The following is a 13,062-nucleotide window of genomic DNA, read 5'->3' as shown; positions in this document are numbered from 1 at the left end:
GTCAAAGGGTGCGTGATACATTTATCCTTTTCCCTTAAAAACGCCCCCTAAAAGCGTAACAGAACCCACAGACAGACACCACAAGGAGGTGAACCCTATCGCCGATTATATGACCGCAGGAACGGAGCTGCCCGCTTACCTGCCTTACCCCCGTTTCCTGCTGGAAACAGACCTATCCCATACCGCAAGAGAGTTATATTCGCTGCTGTTAGACCGTTCCACCCTTTCACAGAAGAACGGCTGGCAGGACAGCGAGGGGCGGACATACATTGTCTACCCCATAGCGGAAATGGCGGAAGTGATGAAAAAAGGCAGCACCACCATAAAGGGGGCACTGAACGAACTGGACGCTGCGGGGCTGTTGGAGCGCAGGCGGACGGGCTTCTCTTGCGCCAACCGTCTGTATGTGAAAGTGCCTGCCCCAGTGGTACAGTTTCCCGACCAACTGACGGACGGAAAACCGACCCTCATAAGGGCAGGAAACCGACCAACTGACAGCCGGAAAACTGACCTTATGACGGTCGGAAAACCGTCCCCTAACCAAACTAATATAAACAACCTAATAGAGAGCCAAACAAAAAGAGCGAGTGAGGGGCAGCCCCCTGCCGCTTATGGCAGATATAAAAATGTATTCCTTTCTGACGCAGACCTTTTGGGACTGGAAAAGGACTTTCCCGGCAAGTGGGAGTATTACCTTGACCGCCTATCCTGCCATATCGCTTCTACCGGGAAGCGGTATAAAAGCCATGCAGCCACCATTTACAAGTGGGCGCAGGAGGACGCCGCCAAAGGGAAGCCCAAGAAAGGCATACCGGACTATTCATTCAAGGAGGGAGAAAGCCTATGACCGATACAATCCACAACACCATACTGCCTATGACTGATACCACTGTCACACCGGAGGATTACACCGGGGAGGACGGGCTGTTATACTGCGGCAAATGCCACAAGCCCAAAGAAGCCTATTTCCCGGAGGGCAAGACCTTTTTCGGGCGTGACCGCCACCCGTCAGAGTGCGACTGCCAGCGGGCAGCCCGCAAGGAACGGGAAGCTGCCGAAAAGCAGCGCAGCCACCTTGAAACGGTGGAACGACTGAAACGGCAGGGATTTACCGACAAGACCATGCAGGACTGGACATTTGCCAACGATAACGGAAGCTGCCCGCAGATGAAGAACGCCGCCGGATATGTGGCACGCTGGGAGCAGATAAAGGACGGGAACTACGGGCTGCTCTTGTGGGGAAAGGTAGGCACTGGAAAAAGCTATTTTGCCGGGTGTATTGCAAATGCCCTCATGGAGCAGGAAGTCCCGGTGTGCATGACAAACTTTGCAGCGATACTCAACGACCTTACCGCCAGCTTTGCGGGCAGGAATGAATATATTTCCCGGCTTTGCAGCTTCCCCCTGCTCATCATTGACGATTTTGGAATAGAGCGTGGCACAGAATACGGACTGGAACAGGTCTATAACGTGATTGACAGCCGCTACCGGAGCAGGAAGCCGCTGATTGTGACGACCAACCTCACGCTGGAGGAATTGCAGCACCCGGAGGACACCGCCCACGCCCGGATTTATGACCGGCTGCTTGAAATGTGTTCCCCCCTCTGCTTTACCGGGGAGAATTTGAGGAAAGCCGCCGCACAGGGGAAAATGGAACGGCTGAAACGGCTGCTTGCCGGAAAGGAGATTTGCCTATGACCGACACCCAAAGAAACAAACGCCCTGCCCGCCGCCCGGACTGCGTGACCGAAACAAGGATAGGCAACACAATCCTTGTGGTGTCCGGCTTTTTCAAGGAGGGGGCGACCGACACCGCCGCTGACAAGATGATGAAAGTGCTGGAAGCAGAAGCCGCCGCCGGATATTTGAGCTGCGAGAAGCCTAATTGAAAAACCGCCATTTTTACCGACTGTAAAGAAGCAGATTTGACGCTTTTGCCGCTATACAGACAGCCGCCCCATGTGGTACAATCAAGGTACGGAATAGTGGGGCTTGCTGTCGGAAACGGAGGAATTTATGTTAAGACAGACCACCCAGCAACTCATTACCGCCCTTTACCCAAGACTTTCCCATGAGGACGAACTGCAAGGCGAGAGCAATTCCATTTCCAACCAAAAGCGGATTTTGGAAACCTATGCCAAACAGAATGGATTTTCCAATCTGCGCTGGTACACCGACGACGGTTATTCCGGTGCAAACTTTCAAAGACCCGGATTTCAAGCCATGCTTGCAGACATTGAAGCCGGGAAAGTCGGGACAGTTATCGTCAAGGATATGTCGAGGTTAGGGCGAAACTACTTACAAGTGGGAATGTACACCGAAATGATTTTCCCACAGAAAAACGTCCGTTTTATTGCTATCAATGACGGCGTTGACAGCGCACAGGGGGAAAATGACTTTGCCCCTCTGCGGAACATCTTTAACGAATGGCTGGTGAGAGATACGAGCAAGAAAATCAAGGCAGTAAAACGCTCTAAGGGCATGAGCGGCAAGCCCATCACAAGCAAGCCTGTCTATGGCTACCTCATGGACGAGGACGAAAACTTTATCATTGACGAGGAAGCCGCCCCGGTGGTACGGCAGATTTACAGCCTTTGCCTTGCCGGGAACGGTCCGACCAAGATAGCCCGTATGCTGACCGAGCAGCAAATCCCCACGCCGGGGACACTGGAATACCGCAGGACGGGAAGCACCCGCCGCTACCACCCCGGCTATGAGTGCAAGTGGGCGACAAATACAGTGGTTCATCTGCTGGAAAACCGGGAATATACGGGCTGTCTGGTAAACTTTAAGACCGAGAAACCGTCCTACAAGCTGAAACACAGCATAGAAAATCCCCCGGAAAAACAGGCAGTTTTTGAGAACCACCATGAGCCTATCATTGACCGGGAAACGTGGGAACGGGTGCAGGAGTTACGCAAGCAGCGCAAACGCCCCAACCGTTATGACGAAGTGGGCTTGTTCTCCGGCATACTCTTTTGTGCCGACTGCGGCAGCGTCATGTACCAGCAGCGGTATCAGACGGACAAGCGCAAGCAGGACTGTTATATCTGCGGCAGCTACAAGAAGCGCACCGCCGACTGTACGGCGCACTTTATCCGCACCGACCTCTTGACTGCCGGTGTACTCTCCAATCTGCGGAAAGTTACCAGCTATGCGGCAAAGCATGAAGCCCGGTTTATGAAGCTCTTGATTGAACAGAATGAGGACGGGGACAGACGCAGGAACGCCGCCAAGAAAAAGGAACTGGAAACGGCTGAAAAGCGTATCAGCGAACTTTCTGCTATCTTCAAACGGCTGTATGAGGACAGCGTGACCGGGCGCATATCGGACGAGCGTTTCACAGAGCTGTCGGCAGACTATGAAGCCGAGCAGAAAGAACTGAAAGAACGTGCCGCCAAACTGCGGGAAGAACTTTCCAAAGTGCAGGAAGCCACCGAAAACGCTGAAAAGTTTATGAACGTGGTACGCAGGCACACCACCATTGAAGAACTTACCCCTACTCTGCTGCGGGAGTTTGTGGAGAAAATCGTTGTCCATGAAAGCGTTGCCCTTGACGGGAAACGCCGGGGCAAGTTACGCAGACAGGAAATTGAAATCTATTATTCTTTTGTCGGCAAGGTAGAATTGCCCGACACCTAACCGCCCGACCTATCCGACATACCTCATGTGCCGGATAGGAACGGCAAAATTTTTTACACTTCTTTTACTTCTTTATCTCACATGAACTAAATCACAGGGCATGAAGCAGCTCATGGCCGGCGCTGGTGTAGCCGTAGTCGGCATGGTTCTTGTACCTCTGCTCTCCGGGCTTTTCTCTGTCTAAGCGTCCCTGTATGAAATCCTTGCCGCTCCCGCAGTTTTGCGGGGGCGGTGGAAAGGAGGTTGACACCGTATGGATTTCTTACTTGAAGCCCTGACAAATTGGCTGAAAGAAATGCTGGTGGGCGGTATTATGAGCAACCTTTCGGGGATGTTTGACAGCGTAAACCAACAGGTCGCGGATATATCCGTACAGGTCGGCCAGACCCCACAGGGATGGAATGGCAGCATTTTCAGTATGATTGAGAATCTGTCCAACTCCATCATGGTGCCGATTGCAGGCGTGATCCTGGCTATTGTGATGACCGTAGACCTGATCCAGATGATCGCAGACAAAAACAACCTGCATGATGTGGACACCTGGATGATTTTCAAGTGGGTGTTCAAGAGCGCCGCCGCTATTTTGATTGTCACTAACACTTGGAATATCGTGATGGGCATCTTTGATATGGCGCAGAGCGTGGTGGCACAGGCGGCAGGGATTATCAATTCGGATGCGTCCATTGACATTTCCTCAGTTATGACCGATCTGGAACCGAGGCTGATGGAAATGGATTTGGGACCGCTGTTCGGACTGTGGTTCCAATCCCTCTTTATTGGCATTACCATGTGGGCGTTGTATATCTGTATCTTTATCGTTATTTATGGCCGTATGATCGAGATCTACCTTGTAACTTCGGTGGCTCCCGTTCCAATGGCTGCCATGATGGGCAAGGAATGGGGCGGTATGGGACAGAATTACCTCCGATCCCTGCTGGCGCTGGGTTTTCAGGCGTTTCTCATTATTGTCTGCGTGGCAATTTATGCTGTGCTGGTGCAGAACATCGCTCTGGAAGATGACATCATCATGGCAATCTGGAGCTGCGTGGGCTACACCGTACTGCTATGTTTTACGCTGTTCAAAACCGGCAGTCTCGCCAAATCAGTCTTTCAGGCGCACTAAAACGGAAGGAGGTTTCTACATTGGCTTATGTACCCGTACCCAAGGACTTAACAAAAGTCAAAACAAAGGTCATGTTCAATCTGACCAAGCGGCAGCTTATCTGCTTCACGGGCGGATCGCTTATTGGCGTACCGCTTTTCTTTTTGCTCAGAAAACCTACCGGAAACAGTGTAGCGGCTATGTGTATGATGCTGGTTATGCTGCCCTTCTTTATGCTGGCTATGTACGAAAAGCATGGACAGCCCCTGGAAAAGATCGTGGGCAACATTCTCAAAGTAGCTGTGATCCGTCCAAAGCAGCGACCTTACCAGACCAACAACTTTTATGCCGTATTAAAGCGGCAGGAAATGCTCGATAAGGAGGTGTATGACATTGTTCACCGCAATGAAAAGCTGGCTGCGCCGTCTGCTGGGAAAACCGGAAGAAAAGACCGTGCAGCCGGTAAAGACAAAGAAAAAGCTGTCCCGCGCCGATAAGAAGCAGATTGAAGCGGCCATTGCCCGCGCCAACCGCACGGACAAAAAAGGAAAATCGGCACAGGACAGTATCCCCTATGAACGGATGTGGCCGGACGGGATCTGCCGTGTATCGGACAACCACTACACAAAGACCATTCAGTTTCAGGACATCAACTATCAGCTCTCCCAAAATGAAGATAAGACCGCGATCTTTGAGGGCTGGTGTGATTTCCTCAATTATTTCGACAGCTCGATTCACTTCCAGCTGTCTTTTTTGAACCTTGCGGCATCGGAGGAGACCTTTGCAAACTCCATTTCCATCCCTCCCCAGGGGGATGCCTTTGACAGTATCCGTGAGGAATACACCACGATGCTGCAAAATCAGCTGGCCAGAGGAAACAACGGTCTCATTAAGACCAAATACCTGACCTTTGGTATCGACGCTGACAGCATCAAAGCTGCCAAGCCCCGTCTGGAGCGTATTGAGACCGATATACTCAACAACTTCAAGCGTCTTGGCGTAGCCGCCAGAACACTGGACGGTAAGGAAAGGCTTTCCCAGCTTCATGCGGTATTCCACATGGATGAACAGCTCCCGTTTCAGTTTGAATGGGACTGGCTGGCTCCTTCCGGTCTGTCCACGAAAGATTTTATCGCACCAAGCTCCTTTGAGTTCCGCACCGGCAAGCAGTTCCGTATGGGCAAGAAATACGGGGCTGTTTCTTTTTTGCAGATCCTTGCACCGGAGCTGAATGACCGTCTGCTGGCTGATTTTCTGGATATGGAAAGCTCGCTCATTGTGAGTATGCACATTCAGTCGGTAGATCAGGTGAAAGCCATCAAAACGGTAAAGCGCAAGATTACCGACCTGGACCGCAGCAAGATTGAGGAACAGAAAAAAGCAGTCCGCGCAGGGTACGACATGGACATCATTCCAAGTGACCTTGCCACCTACGGTAGCGAGGCGAAAAAGCTGTTGCAGGATTTGCAGAGCCGAAACGAGAGAATGTTCCTGGTCTCCTTTTTGGTGCTGAACACAGCGGACAATCCCCGTCAGCTTGGCAACAACATCTTTCAGGCAGGCTCCATTGCCCAGAAGTATAACTGCCAGCTGACCAGACTGGACTTCCAGCAGGAAGAAGGGCTGATGAGCTGTCTGCCTCTGGGACTCAATCAGATCGAGATCCAGCGAGGGCTGACCACCAGTTCTACGGCTATCTTTGTACCGTTCACCACACAAGAATTATTCCAGAACGGCAAGGAGGCGCTGTACTACGGCATCAATGCTCTGTCCAACAACCTCATCATGGTGGACCGAAAGCTGCTGAAAAACCCCAACGGCTTGATTTTGGGTACGCCGGGTTCCGGTAAGTCCTTCAGTGCAAAACGAGAAATCGCCAACTGCTTTTTGCTTACCAGTGATGATGTTATCATCTGTGACCCGGAGGCGGAGTACGCACCTCTTGTTGAGCGTCTGCATGGGCAGGTCATCAAGATCTCGCCTACCTCAACCAACTACATCAATCCGATGGACCTGAACCTGGACTACTCGGATGATGAAAGCCCGCTGTCCCTCAAGTCTGACTTTATCCTCAGCTTGTGTGAGCTGATCGTGGGCGGTAAGGACGGATTGCAGCCGGTGCAGAAAACCATCATCGACCGTTGTGTGCGTCTGGTCTATCAGACCTACCTCAATGACCCGCGCCCGGAGAATATGCCCATACTGGAGGACCTATATAACCTGCTCCGTTCACAGGAGGAAAAGGAAGCCCAGTATATCGCCACGGCCCTTGAAATCTATGTAACCGGCTCCCTCAATGTGTTCAACCACCAGAGCAATGTGGACATCAACAACCGCATTGTCTGTTATGACATTAAGGAGTTGGGCAAGCAGCTGAAAAAGATCGGTATGCTTGTGGTACAGGATCAGGTATGGAACCGAGTTACCATCAACCGTGCCGCCCACAAGTCCACCCGTTACTACATCGACGAGATGCACCTGCTTTTGAAGGAGGAGCAGACCGCCGCTTATACGGTGGAAATCTGGAAGCGATTCAGAAAATGGGGCGGCATCCCCACCGGAATCACGCAGAATGTCAAAGACCTGCTTTCCAGCCGTGAGGTGGAGAACATCTTTGAAAACTCGGACTTCGTGTATATGCTCAACCAGGCAGGCGGAGACCGTCAGATTCTCGCCAAGCAGCTGGGCATTTCCACGCACCAGCTTAGCTATGTGACCCACTCCGGTGAGGGCGAGGGTCTGCTGTTCTATGGCTCCACGATCCTGCCGTTTGTAGACCACTTCCCGAAGAACACCGAACTTTATCGCATTATGACCACCAAACCCCAGGAACTGAAAAAGGAGGATGAATGATGATGAACCCCAACATTTTGAATAAAAACCCGCTGATGTTTTTTGACAGGGCGGTAAATGCCCAGCGCAGCCAGCTGCTTACAGTCATGGCCGATGCGGTAAGTGAGTGCCGCACGGCGGCAGATCAGGCAGCCGAACTGAATGAGACCGGTCAGGTGGGGCTTCTCCGTCTGGCAGAGGTCTGGAGCGCCATCCGTGCCAAGGAAGGCATGGGCGGTCTGGTTCTGGAAGGAACCGAAGCGAAGATCCTGTCCGATGTGGTGGCACAGTTTTATGCCTACCTGTCCGGCTGTATGTTCAATGATCCTGTGGGGATGGCCATTTATGCAGAGCTGCACTACATGATGTCCTCCCTCATGCTGGGAGAATGGTTTGAATAAGGAACTGCGCCTGCGTTTTACCGATGAGGAACGGGCTGACCCTGCACTGGAAAAGCCAATCCGTAAAGCGGAGAAAGCTGCGGCCAGAGCAGATAAGGCGCAGGCCAATATTCCAAAGAAAAAGGTCATGCAAACGGTCATTGACCCGGATACCGGAAAAAAGACCTCGAAGCTGACCTTTGAGGATAAGAAAAAGCCACCCTCCAAAGTTTCTCAAGGGGTCAAGGAAGCACCCATCCATCTGGTCGCAGGCAAGCTCCACAAAGAGATCCGGGAAACAGAACAGGACAATGTGGGCGTGGAAAGCGCCCACAAGTCCGAGGAGGCGGTGGAGACCGGCGCTTATCTGGTGCGGGAGGGCTACCGTAGTCACAAGCTGAAGCCGTACCGCAAAGCAGCCCAGGCAGAGCGTCAACTGGAAAAGGCTAATGTAAATGTCCTGTACCAGAAATCTTTGCAGGAAAATCCTCAGTTTTCCAGCAATCCTCTTTCCCGCTGGCAGCAAAAGCAGGCCATCAAAAAGCAGTATGCCTCCGCCAAGCGCACCGGTCAGACTGCCGGAAATACCGCCCAGGCTGCGTCCAAAACAGGAAAGGCCGCAAGGACGGTAAAAGAAAAGGCACAGCAGGCAGGGGCATTCGTCATGCGCCACAAGAAGGGCTTCCTGATCGCAGGAGTTTTGTTCCTCATCGCCTGTATGCTGATGAATACCATGTCCTCCTGCTCCATGATGGCGCAGAGCATCGGTTCCGTTCTCTCCGGCACCACCTATCCGTCAGATGACCCGGAAATGCTGGCGGTGGAGGCAGATTATGCAGCCAGAGAAGCCCAGTTGCAGGAGGAAATTGACAACATCGAAAACAGCCACCCAGGGTATGACGAGTATCGCTATGACCTTGGCATGATCGGCCATGACCCTCATGAGCTGGCGGCATTTCTCTCTGCTGTCTTGCAGGGCTATACCCGGCAAAGCGCCCAGGCAGAGCTGGCGCGTGTGTTTGCAGCACAGTATCAGCTGACGCTTACCGAGGAAGTGGAGATCCGCTATCGCACGGAGACCGCCACCGACCCGGAGACCGGCGAGACCACCTCAGAAGAAGTCCCCTATGAGTATTACATTCTGAATGTGAAACTCACCAGCAAGCCCATTTCCGCTGTGGCGTCGGAGCTATTGACCCCGGAGCAGATGGAAATGTATCAGGTCTACCGACAGACCATGGGCAATAAGCCGCTGTTGTTTGGCGGCGGTTCCCCTGATACCAGCGGCTCGGAAGATTTGTCCGGTGTGCAGTTCATTAACGGCACCCGCCCCGGCAATCCGCAGCTGGTGGAACTGGCGAAAAGTCAGGTGGGCAATGTGGGCGGTTATCCCTACTGGAGCTGGTATGGCTTTGACAGCCGCGTGGAATGGTGCGCCTGCTTTGTATCCTGGTGCTATAACCAGGCAGGAAAAAGTGAACCGCGCTTTGCAGGCTGTGAGTGGCAGGGTGTTCCGTGGTTCCAGTCTCATGGACAGTGGGGCGCAAGAGGATATGAAAACATCGCTCCCGGCGATGCCATTTTCTTCGATTGGGATCTGGACGGTTCCGCAGACCATGTGGGAATTGTTATCGGCACCGATGGCAGCCGTGTTTATACCGTGGAGGGAAATTCCGGCGATGCCTGCAAGATCAAAAGTTATGACCTGAATTATCAAAGTATCAAGGGCTACGGCCTAATAAACTGGTAACAGAGATTTTTTAGAAGGAGTGATAGACGATGGCAAAGAACAAAATTGAACGCATTGACCAGGAGATTACAAAGGTCCGCGAGAAGATCGCAGAGTATCAGGAAAAGCTCAAGGCGCTGGAGGCACAGAAAACCGAGGCGGAAAATCTGGAGATCGTCCAGATGGTGCGCGCCCTGCGTATGACCCCGGCTCAGCTGAGCGCCATGCTGTCCGGCGGCACAATTCCCGGTAGTATGGTGGATGACAACAACGAACAGGAGGAAAACAGCTATGAGGAATAAACGATTGCTCCGAACACTTTCCGCCCTTTGCCTGACGCTGGTTCTGGCATCGGGCTTTACCATTCCCGCTTTTGCCCAGGGCGCAGCGCCGCCTCCGGCAGAGGATACCACCAATGACAGCAATGTAGTGGTGGAAGAAACGGAAAAAGCACCTCCGCTGACCCCGGATGGCAACGCCGCTCTGGTGGATGATTTTGGAGGCAATAAACAGCTCATTACTGTTACCACCAAGGCTGGCAACTATTTTTATATCCTGATCGACAGGGCCAACGAGGATAAAAAGACTGCTGTTCACTTTCTGAATCAGGTGGATGAAGCGGACCTGATGGCGCTGATGGAAGATGGAAATGCCAAAGAGGAGCCACCTGCTGTGTGCAGCTGCACAAAGAAATGTGAAGCAGGGGCAGTCAATACGACCTGTCCGGTCTGTGTAACTGATAAGAGTAAATGTACGGGAAAAGCACCGGAATCTCCGGCAGAAACACCGGAGCCAGAAAAAGAGAAGCCTGCCGGACTGAACCCGGCTGCCCTGATCCTTCTGCTGGCTCTGCTGGGAGGCGGTGGCGTATTTGCCTACTTGAAGCTCGTTAAGAATAAGCCTAAGACCAAGGGCAATGATAGTCTGGACGATTATGATTATGGCGAGGAAGATTCCGAGGAATGGGAAACCGAGGATGAGGAGTCGGACGAGCCTGACGCTGACGGGGGCAGCGCAGAAGAAGATGACGAGGACAGCGTGAAATGACCCGTTTCACAGACAGTCCCTATGAACGCATGATGACACGCAGGCCGGAGGGCGGGAAGGAAACTTCCCGTCCTCCCTCTTTACCCCAAAGCCACCCCTGTTATGGCTGCGGGAATTATGGAAGTCCCTGCGTAGGCGTCTGCCATCGTGAGATGGAACGCTGGATCAAAGAAAGGAAACGAAAAAAATGAGTGTTCTGATTACATTTATCAAACTGATTGCTGTTTTTGACCTGCTGGTGATCGCCGTGTATTTTGGCGGTGACATTCTTTCTACCATGTTAAACAAACTTCGGAGAAAACCGAAGCAGGAAGATTTCTTTGATTTCTCCCAGAATGCCATGACAGTTTCATTATCCATAGATTCCATTCGTCAGCTCTGTTCCGGCGATGCGGCAGATTTTGTGGAAGATAAGATTCTGCCAAATGCGGAGAAAACGATGGCTGTTTTGACACACCAGGAACAGACAGCAGCCCGTCTGCTCTTATCTGCCCTGATCGGTTTTCTTGCAGCAGAAGCTCCTATGGATGAACAGAGCTTTCCTATGGTAATGGAACTTCTGAACTGTATGGAGGGTGAAAAAGAGGATGGTTGTCAGGATGCAGTAGAAAGTTTGCTTGAAGATGCTGTCCGCAATACCCACCGCCATGAAGAATATTACAGCAATTATCAACGCTACCAGCTGATGCAGGTGGATAAAACCCGTGTCATTTTGGCTTGCCGCATCATCATCAATGACCTGCTGGGGAAACTGTACCGCTATGACTACCGGTTTGGCTATAACCTGCTTCTGGATGAGGAAAACAGCATAGAGAAAAAACTGCACACGCCTGTGCGGGAAGAATGGGAGGTTGAAGAATATGAAGCTGGTGATTGCTGAAAAACCATCGGTTGCACAAAGTTTGGCTGCGGTAATCGGTGCAACCGCCCGTAAGGACGGGTATCTGGAGGGCAACGGCTGGCGTGTCAGCTGGTGCGTGGGCCATCTGGCCGGTCTTGCAGATGCAGACAGCTATGACCCCAAGTATGCCAAGTGGCGATATGATGACCTGCCTATTCTGCCGGAGCATTGGCAGATGGTGGTGGGAAAGGATAAGAAAAAGCAGTTTGATATTCTCAAAAAGCTGATGAACGCCCCGGATGTGACGGAGGTGGTAAATGCCTGTGATGCCGGACGCGAGGGCGAGCTGATCTTCCGCAGCGTCTATGAGCTGGCAGGCTGCCAAAAGCCTATGAAAAGGCTCTGGATTTCTTCGATGGAGGACTCCGCCATAAGGGAGGGCTTTGCAAACCTGCGCCCCGGTGCAGACTATGACGGGCTTCGGGATGCTGCCCTCTGCCGTGCCAAGGCCGACTGGCTGGTGGGGATCAATGCCACAAGGCTTTTTTCTGTGCTGTATCACCGCACCCTCAACATCGGGCGCGTTATGTCCCCAACGCTGGCGCTCATTGTCCAGCGAGAAGCTGAGATCGACACCTTTAAGCCGGTTCCCTTTTATACCGTGGCGCTGGAGCTGCCTGGTCTTACCGTATCCGGGGAGCGCATGGCGGATAAGACCGCTGCCGAGCAGCTGAAAGAAGCCTGTCAGGGTGCAGCTGTCACAATCAAAAAGGTGGAGCGCAAGGAAAAGTCCGAAAAGCCGCCTGCCCTCTATGACCTGACTACTCTGCAAAGAGATGCCAACCGCCTGCTTGGATTTACAGCCCAGCAGACCCTGGACTATCTGCAAAGCCTGTATGAAAAGAAGCTCTGCACCTATCCCCGTACTGACAGCCACTATCTGACCGGTGATATGGCAGACAGCCTGCCGGTGCTGGTGAATCTGGTTGCCAATGCTATGCCGTTTCGCAAAGGGATCGCCATTACCTGTGATTCGCAGACGGTCATCAACGATAAGAAAGTAACCGACCACCACGCAGTAATCCCTACCAGAAATCTCAAGGATGCAGACCTTTCTGCCCTTCCTGCGGGAGAAAAAGCGGTGCTGGAGCTGGTGGCCCTGCGTCTGCTGTGCGCCGTAGCCCAGCCCCATATCTATTCGGAAACCGTTGTGATTGCAGCGTGTGCCGGTGGGGAGTTTACCGCCAAAGGAAAAACGGTGAAGCATCCCGGATGGAAGGCTCTGGAGGACGCTTACCGTGCCAAAATGAAGGATGCAGAGCCGAAAAAAGAGGGCGCAGAGAAAGCCCTGCCGGAGCTGACTGAAGGACAGACCCTTTCGGTTGCTGCTGCAATCATCAAAGAAGGCAAAAGCAGTCCGCCTCAGCACTTTACGGATGTGATATTTTGTGAGCGTAAGGAGTGGATAGGAATTGAAGAAAGGAGTTCA

General features: G+C 52.4%; 13 protein-coding genes and 2 pseudogenes. All 15 read left to right on the top strand.

Translation table 11 applies throughout. The features are described 5' to 3' along the window. Positions 1-109: 109 nt before the first annotated feature. Positions 110-847, top strand: a complete 738-nt coding sequence (locus ACESON_RS08155) for a replication initiator protein A (protein ID WP_003020271.1) — start codon at positions 110-112, stop codon at positions 845-847. After that, positions 844-1,698, top strand: coding sequence for an ATP-binding protein (locus ACESON_RS08150; protein ID WP_003020273.1), 855 nt, complete (start codon positions 844-846; stop codon positions 1,696-1,698). Before ACESON_RS08155 ends, ACESON_RS08150 begins: the two co-directional genes overlap by 4 nt. After that, positions 1,695-1,889: a transposon-encoded TnpW family protein gene (locus ACESON_RS08145; protein ID WP_003020275.1), complete on the top strand. Its 195-nt coding sequence runs from the start codon at positions 1,695-1,697 to the stop codon at positions 1,887-1,889. The genes ACESON_RS08150 and ACESON_RS08145 overlap by 4 nt, the downstream gene beginning before the upstream one ends. Positions 1,890-2,016: 127 nt before the next feature. Continuing rightward, complete coding sequence (locus ACESON_RS08140) at positions 2,017-3,642, top strand: recombinase family protein (RefSeq protein ID WP_003020278.1); 1,626 nt, start codon at positions 2,017-2,019, stop codon at positions 3,640-3,642. Positions 3,643-3,730: 88 nt separating this feature from the next. After that, positions 3,731-3,826: pseudogene (locus tag ACESON_RS08135) on the top strand (Maff2 family protein); the annotation flags it as partial. Between the two features lie 69 nt (positions 3,827-3,895). Then, positions 3,896-4,765 (top strand): VirB6/TrbL-like conjugal transfer protein, CD1112 family, encoded by an 870-nt coding sequence (locus tag ACESON_RS08130; protein ID WP_278849297.1) that lies wholly within the window; start codon positions 3,896-3,898, stop codon positions 4,763-4,765. Between the two features lie 20 nt (positions 4,766-4,785). Then, a complete protein-coding gene (locus ACESON_RS08125) occupies positions 4,786-5,241 on the top strand; it encodes a PrgI family protein (RefSeq protein ID WP_278849296.1) in 456 nt (151 codons plus the stop codon). After that, the gene (locus ACESON_RS08120) at positions 5,198-7,597 is read left to right on the top strand and encodes a VirB4-like conjugal transfer ATPase, CD1110 family (RefSeq protein ID WP_257324896.1); all 2,400 of its coding nucleotides are present in this window, start codon (positions 5,198-5,200) and stop codon (positions 7,595-7,597) included. The genes ACESON_RS08125 and ACESON_RS08120 overlap by 44 nt, the downstream gene beginning before the upstream one ends. After that, complete coding sequence (locus ACESON_RS08115) at positions 7,594-7,977, top strand: DUF3851 domain-containing protein (protein ID WP_032554564.1); 384 nt, start codon at positions 7,594-7,596, stop codon at positions 7,975-7,977. The genes ACESON_RS08120 and ACESON_RS08115 overlap by 4 nt, the downstream gene beginning before the upstream one ends. Beyond that, positions 7,970-9,706: a CHAP domain-containing protein gene (locus ACESON_RS08110; RefSeq protein WP_278849469.1), complete on the top strand. Its 1,737-nt coding sequence runs from the start codon at positions 7,970-7,972 to the stop codon at positions 9,704-9,706. The genes ACESON_RS08115 and ACESON_RS08110 overlap by 8 nt, the downstream gene beginning before the upstream one ends. A 29-nt stretch (positions 9,707-9,735) precedes the next feature. Continuing rightward, positions 9,736-9,987: a DUF4315 family protein gene (locus ACESON_RS08105; RefSeq protein WP_008982919.1), complete on the top strand. Its 252-nt coding sequence runs from the start codon at positions 9,736-9,738 to the stop codon at positions 9,985-9,987. After that, positions 9,977-10,732: a DUF4366 domain-containing protein gene (locus ACESON_RS08100; protein ID WP_278849472.1), complete on the top strand. Its 756-nt coding sequence runs from the start codon at positions 9,977-9,979 to the stop codon at positions 10,730-10,732. The genes ACESON_RS08105 and ACESON_RS08100 overlap by 11 nt, the downstream gene beginning before the upstream one ends. After that, positions 10,729-10,923 carry a hypothetical protein gene (locus tag ACESON_RS08095; protein WP_128132670.1) on the top strand — a complete coding sequence of 65 codons (195 nt, stop codon included), beginning with the start codon at positions 10,729-10,731 and terminating at the stop codon, positions 10,921-10,923. Before ACESON_RS08100 ends, ACESON_RS08095 begins: the two co-directional genes overlap by 4 nt. Continuing rightward, on the top strand, positions 10,920-11,612 hold the full coding sequence (locus tag ACESON_RS08090; RefSeq protein WP_278849475.1) for a conjugal transfer protein TraG: 693 nt from the start codon (positions 10,920-10,922) through the stop codon (positions 11,610-11,612). The genes ACESON_RS08095 and ACESON_RS08090 overlap by 4 nt, the downstream gene beginning before the upstream one ends. Beyond that, positions 11,593-13,053, top strand: a pseudogene (locus ACESON_RS08085) (DNA topoisomerase); the annotation flags it as partial. The gene ACESON_RS08090 and the pseudogene ACESON_RS08085, both read left to right, overlap by 20 nt. Between the last annotated feature and the right edge of the window lie 9 nt (positions 13,054-13,062).

Source organism: Lachnoclostridium sp. Marseille-P6806 (assembly GCF_964238185.1).
GTDB lineage: Bacteria > Bacillota > Clostridia > Lachnospirales > Lachnospiraceae > Brotaphodocola.
This window is presented reverse-complemented; position numbering and strand designations above follow the sequence as displayed.